We start from the raw sequence: 18,204 nt of genomic DNA, 5'->3' as shown, positions 1-18,204 counted from the left end.
TATGGATTCGATTAGACTTAAGAATTTAAGAAGTCTTGTAGATACTGGGGATATTGAAATTAAACCATTAAATGTTATTTTGGGGTCTAATAGCTCGGGTAAAAGTACTTTTTTACGTTTTTTTCCTTTATTAAAACAAACTATTAATAGAAAGATTCGAGGTGTTTTGTTTTGGAGTGGTTATGATCAAAACGACGTAGATTTTGGTGATTTTGATACAGCGGTTAATAATCAAAAGGGACACGACAAAATGGAATTTTCATTTTCATTTGACGTTCCTAGGTACGAAATAATAAAATACGCTCGTTTTTACAAATTAAACAAACGATCCTTTTTTGAAAAAGTACCTAAATTCAACAAAACAACTATTTCAATTTGTTTAGAAAAAAATAAAAGTAATGAATTAGAGAGAATTTCAAGAGTAACTATTTCTATATTGGATGAAGACATAACGATTGATGTGCAAAGTAAGAAAATAAATATAGGTGATAGAGAATATGGATTACTTACTTCAGATAGTGGATATATACATAGATTAGATAGTATTTTTCAACTAAATAATCTACTTGATTCAGAAGAGATTCTCGAAAAAGAATTAGGAGACATAATTAAAGAAATAAACAGTGATGATATACCGACCTTTTGGGAATATCATGATATTATAAAAAGAGATTTGGAAAAGTTATTTAAAGTAAACCGTGATAATGACGAGTTTGAAATTACAAAAGTTAAGAAATTATCAGAAAACGAGTTAATAATTTATAAAGATATACTAATGATTAAATTTTTAGAGATGATTTTAAAAATTTCTGATAACTATATCACGTCCTATTTTAATAAATCTGTTTATATTGCTCCTATCAGAGCTACTGCTGAAAGATATTATAGGCTAAGAAATTTATCAATTGAAGAAGTAGATTCTAGTGGCAGGAATCTTGTTGATTTTTTGTATAATCTTGATAATATAAAGTTTCAACAATTTCAAGAATGGACAAATGAATTTTTAGGCTTCCAAGTAGAAAAAGATGAAATAGGTTACGATGGGATTAATAAAGGATATGTATCTATTTATATTAGAAAAAATGGAGATCAGAATCGATATAACCTATCTGATACTGGATTCGGTTATAGCCAAATCCTTCCTATTGTAACTCAACTTTGGTTTATTGCTTATAATCCACGGAAAAAATTGTATTTATTGAAATCCCCTACCACAATTATTATTGAACAACCCGAACTTCATTTACATCCAAAACTACAAAGTAAGCTGATTTCAGCGATATGTAGTTTAGCTAATCGTAATTTCCGATTTATTATTGAAACTCACAGTGAAACAATTATTAATAAAATTGGAGATTTAATCTACAAGAAGAAAATAGGAAACGAAGATGTAAACATACAAATCTTTTCAAAGAAAAATGAGAAAATGGAAACAATTGTTGAGTCTTCTTCGTATGATGAAGAAGGGTTTCTTGAAAACTGGCCTATTGGATTCTTTGATGAAGGGAATTATCTCTAAAATGATATTTGAAATTCATAAAAGTTGTCTGCAATTATTAGCAGAGGAGGACCCAGACGTATGTTCTATGCTAAATAGTTTAGCGACAAATAGGAGAAAAGGATTAAACGTAATTATTGCAGACCGTGATGTGCTAGATTACTTAAAAAACTGTACACTTCTTGAGGTTAATGCTCGGAGGTTATTTGGTGATTTGAGAAGAAAAAGCCCTGAAACAGAAGGATTAAAAAAAGTTGTAAGTAGATACTATACAATTGTTGCTAATAATAGTATCGAATGTGATAATTGTCATATTATTACAGTATCAGATATTCTTAAAAATGAGTTTTTATCGAAAACACAACTTATAGTTGAAGATTCAACCGATTTTGATTTTTATCACTATATTGGATTGTATTTTGCCTCTAGAAATAGAATTAGTTATAACCTTTCGTTTGATATAGTCCCCGGAGGTGGACAAAATTCTGCTACTATACTTGATGGGTTAATTAAGCAAGAAAATAGATTATTACTCGGTATATTTGATGGCGACCAAAAATATCCCGGGGATACAATAGGTGGAACGTTAAAAGCTGTACTAAAGATAATAGACTCAAAAGACAGAAAGTTTTTCGAATGTATTTCATTAGCTGAGCAGGGTGTCCATGAAGTCGAGAACTTAATTCCGTTAAAACTCATTGAAGAAATATATGATAGTAGAGAAATTAATGCACAACATACTATAAAGTTTTTAAATAGATTGTATGAGAAAGAATCAAATTTGTATTTTTACTTTGATATGAAAAAGGGTATCTATCTAGGAAATAAAACATATACTGATAACTATGATGCTTGTTGGAAAGATTGTGTTGAATCATTTAAAGTAAGCGAAAATTTAGAAAGCTTACATATTTCCAAAGTTATTATTAGTCAATGTGGTTTATTGGAAAAAGCTATTGAATACCTTTCTAAGAAAAGTTTAGAGAACGGTGAAGATTTAATTTTCATATTTGAGAACTTCGTAAAAAATACATTTATTGATTCAAAATGGACTGAGCTTGGAAAGGAAATTTTTACATGGGGTTGTGTTGGTAGAAGGATTCCATAATGTTGATTTTTATATAAACCGTCATAACATTTAGTTATTTATTTTAGAAAGCAGGTAACTACATGACAAATTCTGTAAGTTCGAACCAACCTGAGAAGTACAACATTGCAGCCTTCTTCTCAGGTGTTGGGGGAATTGAGTTGGGATTTGAACAGACCAACGAGTTCAGAGTGGTGTATGCCAATGAATTTGATAAGTATGCGCGTCAGACTTATCAGTTAAACCATCCAGATACCTATTTGGATGGTCGTGATATTCACGATGTTCAGCCAGAGGACATTCCAGCTGAGCGCGTGGATGTGATTATGGGAGGTTTCCCTTGTCAGGCCTTCAGTATTGCGGGTTATCGCAAGGGCTTTGATGATGATCGTGGCGATCTTTTCTTCGAATTGCTTCGCATGATTGAGGGATGCAAACCTCGCGCTATCTTCATCGAAAACGTCAAGAACATGGTCGGTCATGACCATGGCAATACCTTCAAAGTTATTCGTGAAGCCTTGACCGAGAACAACTACTTTATCAAGTGGAAGGTTCTCAACGGAAAAGACTACGGAAATATCCCACAAAACCGTGAGCGGATCTACATCGTTGGTTTTGATACCAAGGAAGCTTATGACTTGTTTGAATTTCCAGAGGAAATCAAGCTGACTACAACTCTTCAAGACGTCATTAACTTCGGAGATAAGTTAGATGAGGTCTACTACTACCGTGAAGGCAAGCAAAATTTCTACGACCAGTTGAAGTTTGAAGTGACCAGTCAAGATACGGTCTACCAGTGGCGTCGTCAGTATGTCCGTGAAAATAAAAACGGAGTTGTCCCTACCCTCACAGCAAATATGGGAACAGGTGGACACAACGTTCCATTGATTTTGACAGACAGCGGTGAGATCCGTAAGCTGACACCGAAAGAAACCTTTAACGTTCAAGGTTACCCTAAATCCTTTAAAATCCCAGAGGGGGTTTCTAACGGTCAGCTCTACAAACAAGCTGGCAACAGTGTGGTTGTGCCCGTGATTAAACGCATCGCGGAAAATGTTGCCAAGGCTTTAAATGACAGCCAAGGGCAATCTCAACTTAACCGTTCAGGAAAATTCGCCATTATCTATACCAAGATGAATGGCCAGTTTGAAGGGCAGTCCTATGTCAAGGATTTTGTAGATAGCTATGATAAAGCTCTGGAAAGAATCAAGTCTTATAATGATGGTTTAGCAGTTCTGTCAGACGAAGAGTATTTGAGACTTGTAAAAAAACAAGGCAAACTCGAATTTTACAGTATTAATTAACGAATATATAAGAGGATTAGTGAAAAACTAATCTTCTTTTGATATACTGAGAATAGAAAAGAGGGTGCTTATGTGGGAACATCTAAAGTCTGAACAAAAAGACAAATACAAAACCTTAATTACCAACTTTGCTAGTTTGAGCCAAGCTTTCTCTCAAAAGGCAGAATCCGAAGACGAGGGAGAAACAGAACAATCTGTCACTCCTATCGTCAACTCCAAATTTCAGGAGACTGTTTTTCAAAAAGCCTTTAATGCCGTTGGGGAAGATATTGCCAATACTTCCTATGATGCTTCCGTCGTTGTAGATGAAAATCATAAATATCTAGTGGGTATCAAGTCTTTTGGGATTAATTCTGGAGACCAAAAAATTGCCCAGTTCAAGAAGGATTCTCAATCTTGGACGGACTTATTGGGTGATATCAAGTTTCATGCAGATATTTCAGTAGATAAAGAAACGGCAGACAAGGAAAACTATCAACGCTATGAAGAGTTAGCTAGAAAGATTGCGACTTTGAGGAATCAGAGAATAGAGTCTTCTAAGGCGCAAATTAAGGGATTTAACTCGGACTCGGTCAATGTTGAAGCTGTTTATCACGTTCTAATGCCAACACCAAAAGGAGAAAATCCTAGGATTTTTGTTGGGGAGACGACTTATTTGCCAGTCGATATTGATAATCTGGTCATTGAAGGATCAACTACCAAAAATAATCCAACCAATTTTCGTTTTACGGATGGACAACACCACTACAAGTACACGGCAGCTGACAGTCAGCTCCACATGACTTTTAATAATAAAGACATTGTGGTAGATACTTGGGACGTTCATTACATCGAAGATCCTTTTTCTCTCTTTGAAAATCTTCATTTACTGACAGCTGAAAAGGAACAATCCGATATCTTAGAAACAGTGTCTTGGGTTATAACAGATAAACATGGAAATGTGGAAGAAAACTCAGGTTTTAATGCCTTTAACGGTGGTTCAAAACTAGCCAAAAAAGATCGTCTCCCACGAATTTTAAAGATTCAGGATAAATTTAAGGATAGTCTGGCTCCAGAAGAACTAGCTTTTGTGACCTTCTCCCTAGAAGAAATCCTCTTGAAAAAATGGACTAGCAAGGAAGAAAAAGCTAAGATGAAGGCTATTCGTGAGGATTTGATTAACTTCGTCCACAATACTGGCAATGAAAAACTCATTAAAGAAATGGAACAACTTGTATATCGTCCAGTTAGCGAGGTTTACATTCCCCTACCTGACTCCAAGAACTTCCATGATGAAAAACCAGACTTCTTTGGTCCTGGGTTTGGGACTTTTGAATCTGACTCTAAAAAACTGGCTCTGTCTAAAGAAGAACGAACCTTTAAACTAAGATTTTTACCTTCTGGTGATGTCATCAATGCCTATATCAACCAAGAAGCTGGTAAAGCGATTCAATCCACTGATAAGCAAGAAATTCTTGGAAATTGGATCTTGCGTGGCGTTTTCCAATTGAAGGAACGAGAAGTATTGACAGGACAACGACTCAATGAACTAGAAATCAACGGTATTCGATTGACCAAGTTTAAAAATGGCGAAATCGGTATTGAATTCATCTGGATTGATACTGAAAATCCACCAAGCGATGCCATCGGCTGGGTAGCAAAACAAACCTGAACAACACAAAAAAATCTCTTAGATTCATTTCTAAGAGATTTTTACTTACCTCCCCTCACAACCAGCCTTCTTCTTCGGCAGTTTTGGCTGCTTCGGTTCGGTTGCTGGCGCCTAGCTTGGAGAGGATATTGGTCATGTAATTACGGACAGTACCGTTTGAAAGGTAGAGCTTATCTGCAATTTCTTGGTTGGAGAGGCCTTGGGCTACTCCATGTAGAACAGCGACTTCTTGCTCGGTCAAGGGATTGGGATGGGTCATCATGACTTCCATCAGCTCTGGAGAATACTCCTTGCGTCCCTCTAACACCGTATGCAGGGTTTGCATGAGTTCGGCGATGCTTCGCTCTTTCAAGACATAGGCGTCGACTCCTGCTTTGACCGCTCGTTCAAAATAGCCTGGACGTTTAAAGGTCGTAACGATAACTACCTTGGTTTCAGGCACTTCTTGTTTGATCCACTCGAGCACTTCTAGTCCCGTCTTTACTGGCATTTCGACGTCAAGGATGGCAATATCTACTGCTTCTTTCCCCAAAACCTCAATGGCTTCAGCTCCATTTTTCGCCTGCAAGACAGTCTCCACATCTGGCTGAAAGCTCAAGAGTTGGCACATGGCATCTCTCAGCATACTTTGATCTTCTGCGACTAATACTTTCATCTACTTTCTCTCCTTATAAGGTAGATGCACGCGCACCTCTGTGGGATCTTTCAAACTGACCAGCTCTACTTGACCTGAGAAGGTTGCTGCACGGTCACGGACTGTATGAAGTTCATTTCCTTTTACAGTTGCAAAACCTTTCCCGTCATCTCTAACTGTCATGACCAATTCCTGATCTGTACGTTCCAGTTTTAGATAGGCTTTTTCAGCGCTGGCATGCTTGATGATATTGGTCGCCAGCTCTAACAAAACCATAGCAGCCGTCGACTCTACATCCTGGGTCAAACTAGCCTTGTCCAACTGATTGTCAACTTGAACCTCAATCCCAGCAATCTCAAGCATCTTCTTGACAGTTTCAAGTTCTGAAGCTAGGGTCCGTGATTTCAGATTTTCCACAATGGTTCGCACCTCATTCATGGAATCTTTGCTGATCTGGTGAATTTCTTTTAATTCCTTTTCCACCTGTGGATAAGCCTCCATCTGAAACAACTGCAAGGCTAAATCTGTCTTGACACTCAGCATCGCAAAGGTATGTCCCAGACTATCATGCAAATCCTGACCGATACGACTGCGTTCATTTTCAGCAAGCAATAGATTTATCTGGGCATTTTGCTTGGCCTGCGCTTCTTTCAAATCCTCCACAATCCGAATCCGAACCAAACCAAAAGTCATCAAATCGACAAAAGCAAGAATTACAAGTAGATAGAATAGAAACCCAACTTCGATTCTCTGAATAATAAACAGTTGCCCCACCACAAGCACTTGAGCAAGGATAAAAGTCCAGACATGTAAAGACTTTAAACTACGTACACCAAAATGATAAATTAAGAGATTGGAAAGGAAAAAGAAGAACCAGATATAATTTACAGCAACAAAGGCGGTGTTCCCAGCTACATAGACCAGCATGATGCCCCAGAAAAGCCAAGATAGGCGCTGATTCTTAGTTGTTAAAACACCCAAATACGCCACTACAAATAGAATATCAATCAATAAATGCCAGACAGCAAGCTCCCCAATCACTACAGGAAGGATGGGAAAAACCATAAAAATCAAACTGGCCCAATACATATAGTCTATGCTCTTCAGTCTTACAAGCATTAAGCATTCTCCTTATGACCTTGAAGGTAAATGGTCAAACCAAACAAAACTGCTGAAAAAACAAGTAGATAAACTGTGGCTGATAAATTGATGCCACCCTCATTTAAGAAGGTCTTGATCAATTCCATCAACTGATAGCTTGGTAGACGCTTCCCGATTGCTTGCATCCAGTCTGGAAATAAAGAGACGGGCATCCAGAGTCCGCCTAAAACAGCCAAGCCAAAGTAAAGAAGATTGCCTACAACAGACATCAACTGACTAGTTGGTAGGAGAGTCAAGGCCAAACCAAGGGCTACAAAAGCTACACTTCCTACTATCAGCAAAAGCGCAGCCCCAATCCAGTTTCCAAGAGACATGTCCACACCTCTTACAAAATGTCCAACTGAGAAAACAACCAGAATTGAGACCAAATAATCAACCATCATACTTGTTATCTTTGATAGATAATATTCTACCATATTTACAGGGCTATGACGTAATATTTTCTGCCAGTTGTTGATCTTGTCGGTATGTAAAACAACTGGGAATGAAAAGATAGCGGTAGACATCATGGAAAAAGCCGTCATGGAGATGAGGTAGTCGCGCATAAAATTCGCTGGTCCACCTGGTGTGTCCTGGTACATGCCTGAAAAGAATAAATAAAAGGCTGTCGGCATCCCTACTGACAAAAGATAATAGACTAATTGCCGTTTGGTCAATAGAAATTCTATCTTATTTAATGCGATCCATCGTTTCATCTTAGTCATCTCCCTTCTGTGTTTCTTCAAAGATTGTATCTAGCAAACTACGGTTATTAACTTCGATTTCTTGTATGCTACATCCTGCTTGAACTAACAGTTGCCAAAAAACATTTGCCTCTCGTGTGACTACTTGCAGAGCATCTTGTTTTTGTACCCAGTTTTCAACCAAGTTAGACTGCTCAATGACTTCCTTGTATGCTAGAGGAAGGACAAAGTGCTTTTCAATCTCCTCACTGCGCATGGCTAGAGGTGTTGTATCGCGAATCAACTCTCCCTTATTCAAGACCAAGATTCGGTCAGCTGTATGCTCTACCTCTTCGATATAATGGGACGAATAGAGAATGGTGACTCCTTGTGTTTTTAGGTCCTGAACAATTTCCCAAAAACGTTGACGTGTAGAGGTATCCATGGCAGCAGTTGGCTCATCTAAAAAGACAAGCTTTGGTCGCCCAATCAAGGTCAAGACAAAAGAGAAGAGACGCTTTTGCCCACCTGACAATTTTTCTGCGAATTGCTCTTTTTGTTGCTGGTCAAACTGCAATAGTTGATCGATTTCCTGGTTGTTCAAGGGATTTGGGTAAATGCTTTGAAAGAAAGCAATCAACTCTTTAACTTTTAATTTCTGAACAATGACATTTTCTTGAGGGAGGTAGGCTCTGGTGTAGTCTAACTGAGAACTCGTCACTGGCAAGCCTTGGATGGATACTTGACCGCTGGTGACCAGTTTATCTCCAAGCAAACAGTCCAAGAGTGTGGTCTTTCCAGCACCATTTGGCCCAATCAAGGCGATGCATTCGCCTTCAGCCACCTCAAAGGAAATATCCTTCAATATAGCCTTGCCCTTGATGTTCTTATTTAAGCCTTGTACCTTAATCATGTTCATGATACTCTCCTTTCAGCCACTCCTTTCCCATCGGAAAGGCTATAAAAATCATAAATCCTAGTCCCCAGGCACCGCGAATGGCTTGGTGCAGGAAGGCTTGGTCAAACCAACCTGTAAACATTTCTACCAACCATACCACTAGTGACAGTCCAATAAAAAGATAGAGAATCGCTTTTTTCATTTTTCAAACTCCTTTTTCACATCTGAGACTAGTTTTAAACCTTCTCGGATCAACCAAGACATGATTCCAAAGCTTGCAAACAACTCCCAAGGAAAATGATAGAAGCCTTCATCCAATCCTGAGAACATGAGATAAGTCATGACTCCTGCTACTACCAAACTCATTGAGATAATTACTTTATCTTTCATTCTTTCTTCCTCCATTTGATACATCTAGTATAATTCTTTGAAAGTAGAATCACTAGAAGCTTCTGTCATGAGGAGATATGACAAATGTCACAAAAAGTCTAATCGCTATGAAAATAGAATTCTCTGAAAATCAAAAAGAGGTCGGGAAAATCCCGACCTTTCTTTTTTATTCTTCCTTAAATCCATGTAATTTTAGTGCAGCGATTAGTGTATTAGGCTTTTTAAAGTCTTCTATACTATCCGCAAGTGGTTTAAAGAAATATGTATTTTTTACTTTATTCAAATCTGCTTTTTCAAGATCGAGTTCCGTAATGACTCTCATCTTTTTGTCCTCGGTGATAAAATATTCTACATTAACACCTGGCTCATCCTTAATTTCAGCATATTCTGGACTATCTTCCATAGCTTCACGGAAGATTGTTTGGAATTCTTCTGGAGTAACTCCAGCAGGAATCTCCTCATTTATTTTCCCAAGCATATCCATCTTGAAGTTTTTAACAACATCCGTATAAACAAATGTCATGGTGACATCAAATTCATCCATTTTTCCTTTAAGAACTTTTGTTTTTTCTTCTTTTGCTTGATTGGTTGTCGTTTGACTTGTAGACGGATCACTCGCTTTACTCTTGTCACTTGAACGGTGAGGTAACAACTTACTGCAACCTGCAAGTAGAGTTACCGAAATAAGTGTTAATCCTAAAATCTTCTTCAATTTGAATCTCCTATTCCACACTGAAAAGATATGGATAAACCGGTTGTTGTCCTTGGTGAATTTCTACTTCGACATCTTCGAATTCTTCTGCGATTTCTTGAGCAATTTCATTTGCCAATTCTTCGCTTCCGTCTTCTCCAACATAGAAGGTTACGATTTCACTGTCTTCATCCAACATGTGTTTCAAGGTTTCAGTCAAGGTTTGGTGCATATCAGGATTTGATACGAGAATCTTCCCATCCACCATACCAAGATTGTCATTTTCATGAATTTCTAGACCATCGATAGTCGTGTCACGAACAGCTGTTGTTACACTACCGCTGACAACGTCCCCAAGAGCCGCAGTCATGCGTTCTTGGTTTTCTTCGATAGACTTGCTTGGGTCAAATGCTAGAAGGCTAGTCAATCCTTGAGGAATTGTACGAGCTTCTACTACAACAGCTGGTTGTTCCAATACTTCAGCTGCAGATTGAGCTGCCATGAAGATATTTTTGTTGTTTGGCAAGAAGATGATGTTACGAGCATTAACTTTCTCAACAGCCTTGACAAAGTCTTCTGTCGAAGGGTTCATGGTTTGTCCACCCTCGATGACATAGTCCACACCTTGTGCACGGAAGATGTCTGCCAAGCCTTGTCCAGCTACTACTGCAATAAGAGCATATTCTTTTTCTTCAGCTGGCTTGCTGACTTGAGCTTCTTTTTCCACTTGCGCTTCGTGTTGGTTACGCATGTTATCGACTTTAACCTTGACCAAGCTACCATACTTGAGACCTTCTTGCATAACAAGTCCTGGATCTTCTGTATGGACGTGAACTTTAACGATTTCGTCATCATTAACAACAAGTAGAGAATCCCCAAGGTCGTTCAAGTAGTTACGGAATTCTTCGTAGTCAAACTCTTTAGCATAAGTTGGACCTTGTTTGAGGGCAACCATGATTTCAGTACAGTAACCAAAGGTAATGTCTTCAGTTGCTACATGTCCGGCTACAGATTTGTGGTGTTCTGCATTGATCATCTCACCCATGTTGGCTGGAGTAGCGACAAAGTCCTCAGACGCACTGTATTCACCAGTAAGAGCTGAAAGGAATCCTTCATAGATGAAGACCAAACCTTGACCACCTGAGTCTACAACTCCAACTTCCTTCAATACTGGAAGCATGTCTGGAGTTTTAGCAAGGGCTGCTTTAGCTCCTTCCAAGGCTGCACGCATCACTTCAATGGCGTCATCTGTCTGTTCTGCTTTTTTCTTAGCACCGATAGCAGCTCCACGTGATACTGTCAAGATTGTCCCTTCAACAGGCTTCATAACAGCCTTGTAGGCAACCTCAACACCTGATTGGAAGGCAAGAGCTAGGTCTTTTCCTGTTAGCTCTTCTTTTGTCTTGATGGCTTGTGAAAATCCACGGAAAAGCTGAGAAGTGATAACTCCTGAGTTTCCACGCGCACCCATCAAAAGACCTTTAGCCAAGATACTTGCAGCCTCACCAACAGTTGAAGCTGGTTTGTCTGCTACTTCTTTAGCACCATTTTCGATCGTCATTCCCATGTTTGTTCCTGTATCTCCGTCTGGAACTGGGAAGACGTTCAATGAATTGACATATTCGGCTTGCTTGTTCAAACGAGTTGAAGCAGCCTGTACCATTTCTTGAAATAAGCTTGTAGTAATATTTGACACGATTATTCTCCTACAACTTTGATATTTTGAATGTAGACATTCACAGTTTGAGCAGTGATTCCAAGTTGGTTCTCTAGGCTAAAGCGAACACGTTCTTGGATGTTTTTTGAAACTTCACTGATTTTTGTACCGTAGCTCAATACAGTATATACATCAACTGCAATACTACCGTCTTCAGCTGCTTTAACGACTACACCTTTTGAATAATTTTCCTTACCAAGAAGGGCTTGGAAATTATCTTTGAGGGCATTTTTACTAGCCATACCGACTACACCAAAAATTTCAGTTGCTGCACCACCTACGACAGTAGCGATCACATCATCTGTCAGTTCGACTTGACCATCTTTTGTATTAATTTTTACAGTCATTTTTTTTACCTCAAATAGTTGATACTCTATTTTATCATATTTCAGCCCAACTGTAAAAGCAGAATGATGTATCATCGGATATTTGCTTGATTTTTCAAATGATTTCAGCTGTCGAGCAAAAGAAAAAGACCACTTAGGTCTTTTCATGTTTATTAAACGCGTTCTACTTTTCCTGATTTCAAAGCACGAGCTGAAGCCCAAACTTTTTTAGGTTTACCATCGATAAGAACAGTAACTTTTTGAAGGTTTGGTTTTACGGCACGTTTAGTTTGGTTCATCGCGTGTGAACGGTTGTTTCCTGATACAGTCTTACGACCTGTAAAGTAACATACTTTAGCCATTGTGTTTTCCTCCTATTAGATCTAATATAGCGGATGTGCTAGCACCACATACCGTACTATGTTATCACACTTTCTTATTTTTGGCAAGGGAATTGAAAGACTTGTTTGTGTCTAAATTTTTGGGAACAATCAAATATCCTTATAACTCAATAAAAAAGCGAGATTTTTCAGACAAAAAAACTGGAAAAAGTTTCCTTCACTTTACCCAGCCCTTGACTATATTGCACTTTTTATGCTACAATATTGTTTGACTGATTAAGCAAAGTGTTGGTTTGTCTTAATCGGTGGTGTAGGAGTTGCTGCTTCTACACCTTTTTCGTTTTTATTTACTTTATTATTGTAACACACATTAGACAAAAAAGCAACTGTTTTGCATAAAAACATGACAAAAACACCTCTAAAAATTCTCTTTTTTTAGAGGCTTTTTCCTGCATTTTTACGTCATTTATGTCCTCTTTTTCTGATAACTGCTCCGTGTGGCCTATGGTTAATACGAAATCCTGCACCTAGTCCCGTTACCCTAAATTCTTCGTACTCTTGTCTCCAAGCTCCAAAAAATAGCTCATATAGCTTATCAATTCGTTCAATAAGAATCATCCTGGACATAGTACAAGCTCCTTCGATGGACCAATACATTCCTCGATGTTTCATGCGATAAGTGACCTTTCTGTGCTGGCTCTCCATTACACCAATACCACGAGAGGACAACCCTCTTAGTTTAGGCGATCTGGTATCACAGAAATTTCTTAACAATTTCTTGCGAAAATTGTAAAAATTATCAAGAGACTCCTGACTATCTATGAGAGATTCGACTGTATCTAGTACGGTCTGAAGCTGGCCCCTATTGTGATTTTGGATAGCCTTAAAAGCTAGATTAAGTAGCGTAGATGGGTATGGCTTCAGGAATCTTTTTAGTTCTTCATTGACATGGTAAGCATCCCAAAAATGCTCGTGACGTTTAATTCGTAAGGCCTTCTTAATTTCTTGAAATATTCTTCGAGTATATCCTTTACCATTATCCGAATTTGTGATAAGTATAGTTTGGTCAGTAATCTCAAAATGATTGTAGAGATAGTCTATCAATTCTTCCTTTGCTTGTTCATGGCTTGTATGGATAATTTCATGCTTATTCTCCAGTACATACCGATTCTTTCCAATCTTCTTTGCTCCTGTATGAATCAGAAAATGTGCTAAGTCTGTATTACGCCGTTCATCATTACTTGATGTTGTCTTGACTAGCACACCATCCCCCTCCAGGTAGATTTTTTCTGCCTGGATTTTTTTCGGTTGCTCATCGCATCTAAAAAGTCGATAGCGTTCCCTCTCTGAAAAGAGTCTACCTGCCATTTTTACAGACTTCAACACAGCATCCTTTGTTATCTCTAGACGATAAGCCATCTTAACTGTTCGACAAACTTCACGGTAGGATAAAACAGAAGCGTGTTTTGCAATGTGAAAAATCAACTCAGGAGAATAACGTATATACTTTTCTAATCCTAGCCACTCATCTACAGGATAACAGGTTCTCTTTCCCTTGCGCCAGCGATTTCTAGAAAAGGTTATCTCTCCAAATGTAAAGACAACCGTCCTCTCTATACTATCTATCCTTTTATACCCCTTCTGTCTCATGGAGGGAGCTATCTTCTCGTCATAATCTCTTACTCGCTTCAGGAATTGCTGCTCACGTTTGCGATCTAGTTCTGCGACAAATTCTTTTTCATCAAATCTAAACATACTCTCTATTGTACTGAAATCATAATAAAAAGTATAAAGATTTTAGTCCAGGGGTTCAAATGTTTTGTGTCAGCAAAAATAAAAGCCTTCCCTTATTGGGAAGGTTGTTTGATTATAAGTATAATTATATTTATAATGATAAACTTTCGATCAGTTTATCAAGATAATCTGATGCAGACTTTGCGCCAGCTGCTTTAGCAATTTTATCCAATTTTTTCCGATTGCTTGGTTTCAAAGTAAACTGAAATTGTTTCTTACGTTCAAAACTTTCAAAGCTGGCTACATCTGAAATCTGCTCAGGTTGATGGGTTGCTTCAATAATCTGCGAAATCTCTTTTTCTTTTGGTGTGAATGCCATGACAATCTCCTTCTAATTATATTTATAATTGTATTTGTGTTTATAAATATAATTATATTGTATCATAAATTTTTGAAAAAGTCTGCTCCAGCTCAGTGAAAAACTTTTTGTGTTTTTGATAAAGCTCAGAATTCTCCTTCATATCTGCAATAGAGATCTTATCAATCGTGGAATGATTGAATAACTCTTTTGCTGGTATGATGCCTAGAAGGTTGTCTGTTCCCTTCTCTTTAGCTTCAAGTCCCAGAGCTTCCAGTAACTCTCTTGATGATCCATAGTTCGGTCGGATCATATTTGCTAAGAAATATAGCTCAGCAGTAATGTATGATTCTCTTGTACGATAATCAATTACATCCTTTCTGAATGCTTCTAACCGAGTTGATAGATTGAATTTGGCATTATAACCAAACTCTGAAGGAGTCAAGGGACTAATAATAGCGTGACTGACCGCAACAGCATTTTTAGTAGCTGTCGCAAAGTCCGGTCTACAATCAATCAAGATATAGTCAAACTGATCCAACTTCTTCTTTTCGTAGTTATCCTCTAACCAAAGATAAAGTAACATATTTTTCTTATCGCTGTTCTCCAGATCTCGTTCCACCGTGTCAAGTTGCACCGAACCTGGAATTAGACTGATATTTTCCTTGACTTGCTTAATATCCACGTCCCCTCCTTTGAAGGCATTCGCAATCGTATTCTTACTTTCGTAAATATTGTAGCACTGAGTCAAATTACACTGATGGTCTAAATCTATAAAGAGAATCTTATGACCTTTCTTAGCCAGCCATTCCCCATAATTAAAAGTTAAAGTTGTTTTTCCAACACCGCCTTTAATAGCAGCAAATGTGATAATCTTCATTTGATATCCTCCTGTTTTCTATACTTCTATTATACCATTATAATTATATTTGTCAATATGTTTATAATTATATTTATAATTATTTTTTCAATGAAGTTTCTCCTCCCTTGCGCCAGCAATTCCTAGAAAAGGTTATCTCTCCAAATGTAAAGACAACTGTTCTCTCTGTACTGAAATCATGACTAGATTGAAAACATTAGAAACTTCTACAAGACTTTTTCATCTTCAAATCGTCGGTCAACTTTCTCTTCACGACTACGCACGTACTCCTTAATATCTCTATAATCTGTGTAATGTTTTAGAGTATCGTCAAAGAACTCTTGTAAGGCTCCTTTTTCAATTTGGAATTGTTTGATCAGTTGACTGACATCTTCCAGTCCCATATCTTTTGGAACTCCTAAATCATCCAATAGTTGTACCGCTGCAAGACTGTTTTCTGGAGATTGCTGGATGGCTAAAAGCGCTCCTTCAATTTTATGATAACGTCCAAGTCGCACATCTAGCTGTCTTAATTCCTCCTGGGTAGCCTCTATCTTTTCATTAAAGCGCTCCTCCAAATGTTGAAATTGTGCTCCATCTGTCACGCCGTGCTCAACTAAGAAATTATATTCCTTAATCAGTTCACGCATAGAGGAAATTTGAGCGTTTTTAGTTACAAGTGTTTCTCCATTTTGTTTGGCCAATTGCCTTGCGACAGTCAAGCCCATCATGTACCTATTTTTTTGAGATTGATCAGGATTGAGAAAATAAAAATAGTCTTTCTCTTTGATATAGATGGTATAATTTCCATCCTCATTTTTATCAACTTTATGAGAAGGTATTAAAATTGTACCACTATTTAAAACTCCCATATCCATCTGCACGTAAATGCCTTGCTTGCTTTCTTGCTCGACCTGCCAGGATTCCACTTCCAATTTCAATTCAAAATCATTTGCCGTTTTTTCTTTTGATTCTTGATATTGTGCTTTCAATTCCTCCACATCAAAAACTAACTGATTCTTAGAAATTCTCTCTTTTATTTTTTCAAGAGAATAGAGTCCTTTCTTCGATAATGTATCATCTCGGACATTTCTTTGTTGAGGCTGATCAAGTAATTTATACTTCACAAATTTACCAGAGAAATCAATCTGAAGATCAAGTGCAGCGGCCTTTTGTTTAAAATCTTCCAACGAAAGAGAGTGCTTCAGAAGAAAATCAAGACGTTCCTTGATTTCAAACCGATAATTATTTTGTCTCCGCCAAGCAGAATACTTTGTATAAGAATTTTTCATAGTAGGCTCAATAATTTTAGCGCCATAACGTGCCGCATGTTTGTCCGAAATGGCTCTCAAATTTTTCAGGGTTTTCTTTTCCCAACGAAATTTCTTGAGCGTTGAGGTATTGGTGGTATTAAGTATGATGTGATTATGAAGATGATCTTTATCCGTGTGGGTTGCGATCACAAACTCATAATTTCCACCTGTCAATTCTAGCATCGTTTGACGGCCAATTTCATGAACTTGCTCGGGAGTCAGGTTATCATCTGGAGAAAAAGACTGGATAATGTGATGAGCCAATACTTGTTTTCCTGAAGATAATTCTTTCAAGTCATCATCTCCTTTTTTAAAGGCTGCAGCCAATTTTGTCATGACCATTTCTTCATCTGCTACGCTAAAATCTGAAATCCCATTACCAGATACTAGCTTCATTTGAAATTCACCATCATGATAGACAAGAGGGAAATCAAGATCACTTTCTACAGTTCCTGATACAAGTGTTTTCGCTTCGTTCAGAATATAGCGTACAGCTATTTTTAAATTGGAAGGAGTTTTAATTTGTTTGGGTGTTTTGATTACTACCATTCGTCGTACGTCCTTATAGTTTTCACTTTTCGTTCCTGTAAACTTTTCTTCTCCGCACTAGAAAGTTTGACAACCACCATCTCTTTCAACTCAGATAGATAGTCAATGACTTGTGCCACTTCCTCTGGCGTAACCCCTTGATTCTCATTGGCATGTTTGGCAATTTGGTTGATATTCGTACCCACTCGATTGATGGCAACTCGAAGGTCTTTCAATTCAGAAAAATCAATTTGAACCACCTTTCCTTGTACCAATTGATTCTTCGCATAGTATTGAAAAGATGGAACTCCCATTTGGGCCATCGCCGTTTTAATTTGACGATCTTCATCTGGTGTTAGTCGTATCAATTTTTGTATATAGCGTTTCCTATTTTCTCGTTTCTGCATTATTTTTTATCCTCTTTCTATCAGAAATCCTGTCATTTTCTGGGCAGACATCAGCCCCTTACTTCCTTGTGGCAAGCGTAGCAAATGGATATCCATTTGCGAAATTTAAAAAAAATCAGAGAAGGAGAACCTTGTAGTTTTCCTTCTTGATTTTCTCAGTTTTGGGGAAATCCCCAAGCCCCTTTCCTATATCTTTTGGAGTACAACCTCTAACAATTTATCGCAACCAACTGAAGATGTTTTTGAAAATAGATGATTGCTTATCACTATTTTCTACACTTTTTTCTTTCTGTCCTTGTAACTTTTCAGCTAGGACAGAAAGTTGTTGAGCAGTTAGAGGCTGGAAAATCGACTGACCAATTTGTATTTCTGTCAGTAAGATTTTTTCTGTGAGTACAGCTTGAAATTCTTCATCTGTAATCATCTTGAGTAGCTCAATATTTTCTTCTTCCCACTCCAAAAGAGCAGGATCTCCTTCAGGTAGTTGAGACTGTTCTTCCTCTAGTTGCTCCAGAACTTTTTGGCGAGTCAAGTCTTTAGCATTTGGCGATACTCCTTGAACTCTGTCTCCATCCATGATTGGAATAAAGTCTGAAAGGATGATGATCAGTTGTTCTTCTTGTTCATTAGTCATGAGTGTTGTCC

General features: G+C 37.8%; 20 protein-coding genes. 4 read left to right on the top strand and 16 right to left on the bottom strand.

Annotation, left to right across the window (positions count from 1 at the left end):
- Position 1 precedes the first annotated feature (1 nt).
- The 4 genes from K1I61_RS06185 (at position 2) to K1I61_RS06170 (ending at position 5,540) form a co-directional block, all read left to right on the top strand.
- Positions 2 to 1,519, top strand: a complete 1,518-nt coding sequence (locus tag K1I61_RS06185; protein WP_223334069.1) for an AAA family ATPase — start codon at positions 2 to 4, stop codon at positions 1,517 to 1,519.
- Entirely contained in the window at positions 1,500 to 2,606 is a 1,107-nt protein-coding gene (locus K1I61_RS06180) for a hypothetical protein (protein ID WP_223334071.1), read from the top strand. Before K1I61_RS06185 ends, K1I61_RS06180 begins: the two co-directional genes overlap by 20 nt.
- Before the next feature lie 62 nt (positions 2,607 to 2,668).
- The gene (locus K1I61_RS06175; protein ID WP_223334073.1) at positions 2,669 to 3,889 is read left to right on the top strand and encodes a DNA cytosine methyltransferase; all 1,221 of its coding nucleotides are present in this window, start codon (positions 2,669 to 2,671) and stop codon (positions 3,887 to 3,889) included.
- Between the two features lie 70 nt (positions 3,890 to 3,959).
- Entirely contained in the window at positions 3,960 to 5,540 is a 1,581-nt protein-coding gene (locus tag K1I61_RS06170) for a hypothetical protein (protein ID WP_223334075.1), read from the top strand.
- A 55-nt stretch (positions 5,541 to 5,595) separates the two neighbouring features.
- On the opposite strand, the gene K1I61_RS06165 is transcribed toward K1I61_RS06170, so the two are convergent.
- From K1I61_RS06165 to K1I61_RS06090, 16 genes are all read right to left on the bottom strand, one after another.
- On the bottom strand, positions 5,596 to 6,195 hold the full coding sequence (locus K1I61_RS06165; RefSeq protein WP_223334077.1) for a response regulator transcription factor: 600 nt from the start codon (positions 6,193 to 6,195) through the stop codon (positions 5,596 to 5,598).
- Positions 6,196 to 7,293: a sensor histidine kinase gene (locus tag K1I61_RS06160; RefSeq protein WP_223334079.1), complete on the bottom strand. Its 1,098-nt coding sequence runs from the start codon at positions 7,291 to 7,293 to the stop codon at positions 6,196 to 6,198.
- Positions 7,293 to 8,030, bottom strand: coding sequence for an ABC transporter permease (locus tag K1I61_RS06155; RefSeq protein ID WP_042751712.1), 738 nt, complete (start codon positions 8,028 to 8,030; stop codon positions 7,293 to 7,295). The genes K1I61_RS06160 and K1I61_RS06155 overlap by 1 nt, the downstream gene beginning before the upstream one ends.
- A gap of 1 nt (position 8,031) precedes the next feature.
- Positions 8,032 to 8,916, bottom strand: a complete 885-nt coding sequence (locus K1I61_RS06150; protein ID WP_223334081.1) for an ABC transporter ATP-binding protein — start codon at positions 8,914 to 8,916, stop codon at positions 8,032 to 8,034.
- Positions 8,903 to 9,097: a hypothetical protein gene (locus tag K1I61_RS06145; protein ID WP_006154913.1), complete on the bottom strand. Its 195-nt coding sequence runs from the start codon at positions 9,095 to 9,097 to the stop codon at positions 8,903 to 8,905. Before K1I61_RS06145 ends, K1I61_RS06150 begins: the two co-directional genes overlap by 14 nt.
- On the bottom strand, positions 9,094 to 9,300 hold the full coding sequence (locus K1I61_RS06140; RefSeq protein ID WP_223334083.1) for a hypothetical protein: 207 nt from the start codon (positions 9,298 to 9,300) through the stop codon (positions 9,094 to 9,096). Before K1I61_RS06140 ends, K1I61_RS06145 begins: the two co-directional genes overlap by 4 nt.
- Positions 9,301 to 9,451: 151 nt before the next feature.
- Positions 9,452 to 9,997, bottom strand: a complete 546-nt coding sequence (locus tag K1I61_RS06135; RefSeq protein WP_223334085.1) for an SP0191 family lipoprotein — start codon at positions 9,995 to 9,997, stop codon at positions 9,452 to 9,454.
- Between the two features lie 10 nt (positions 9,998 to 10,007).
- Positions 10,008 to 11,672 (bottom strand): DAK2 domain-containing protein, encoded by a 1,665-nt coding sequence (locus tag K1I61_RS06130; RefSeq protein WP_223334086.1) that lies wholly within the window; start codon positions 11,670 to 11,672, stop codon positions 10,008 to 10,010.
- A 2-nt stretch (positions 11,673 to 11,674) separates the two neighbouring features.
- Entirely contained in the window at positions 11,675 to 12,040 is a 366-nt protein-coding gene (locus K1I61_RS06125) for an Asp23/Gls24 family envelope stress response protein (protein ID WP_000216443.1), read from the bottom strand.
- 152 nt (positions 12,041 to 12,192) lie between these two features.
- A complete protein-coding gene (gene rpmB / locus K1I61_RS06120; RefSeq protein ID WP_001140948.1) occupies positions 12,193 to 12,381 on the bottom strand; it encodes a 50S ribosomal protein L28 in 189 nt (62 codons plus the stop codon).
- Between the two features lie 441 nt (positions 12,382 to 12,822).
- Positions 12,823 to 14,115, bottom strand: coding sequence for an ISLre2 family transposase (locus K1I61_RS06115; protein ID WP_223334557.1), 1,293 nt, complete (start codon positions 14,113 to 14,115; stop codon positions 12,823 to 12,825).
- Between the two features lie 130 nt (positions 14,116 to 14,245).
- Positions 14,246 to 14,473, bottom strand: coding sequence for a hypothetical protein (locus tag K1I61_RS06110; protein WP_000896112.1), 228 nt, complete (start codon positions 14,471 to 14,473; stop codon positions 14,246 to 14,248).
- Positions 14,474 to 14,525: 52 nt separating this feature from the next.
- Positions 14,526 to 15,332: a ParA family protein gene (locus K1I61_RS06105; protein ID WP_223334559.1), complete on the bottom strand. Its 807-nt coding sequence runs from the start codon at positions 15,330 to 15,332 to the stop codon at positions 14,526 to 14,528.
- Positions 15,333 to 15,538: 206 nt separating this feature from the next.
- A complete protein-coding gene (locus K1I61_RS06100) occupies positions 15,539 to 17,173 on the bottom strand; it encodes a relaxase/mobilization nuclease domain-containing protein (protein ID WP_223334561.1) in 1,635 nt (544 codons plus the stop codon).
- Entirely contained in the window at positions 17,167 to 17,559 is a 393-nt protein-coding gene (locus K1I61_RS06095; protein WP_223334564.1) for a plasmid mobilization protein, read from the bottom strand. Before K1I61_RS06095 ends, K1I61_RS06100 begins: the two co-directional genes overlap by 7 nt.
- Positions 17,560 to 17,776: 217 nt before the next feature.
- The gene (locus K1I61_RS06090) at positions 17,777 to 18,193 is read right to left on the bottom strand and encodes a hypothetical protein (protein WP_042768467.1); all 417 of its coding nucleotides are present in this window, start codon (positions 18,191 to 18,193) and stop codon (positions 17,777 to 17,779) included.
- Positions 18,194 to 18,204: the final 11 nt, after the last annotated feature.

Source organism: Streptococcus infantis (genome assembly GCF_019929665.1).
In the GTDB taxonomy this organism is placed as follows: domain Bacteria; phylum Bacillota; class Bacilli; order Lactobacillales; family Streptococcaceae; genus Streptococcus; species Streptococcus infantis_H.
The sequence above is the reverse complement of the archived record's forward strand: the minus strand, read 5'-3'. Positions and strand labels throughout refer to the sequence as shown.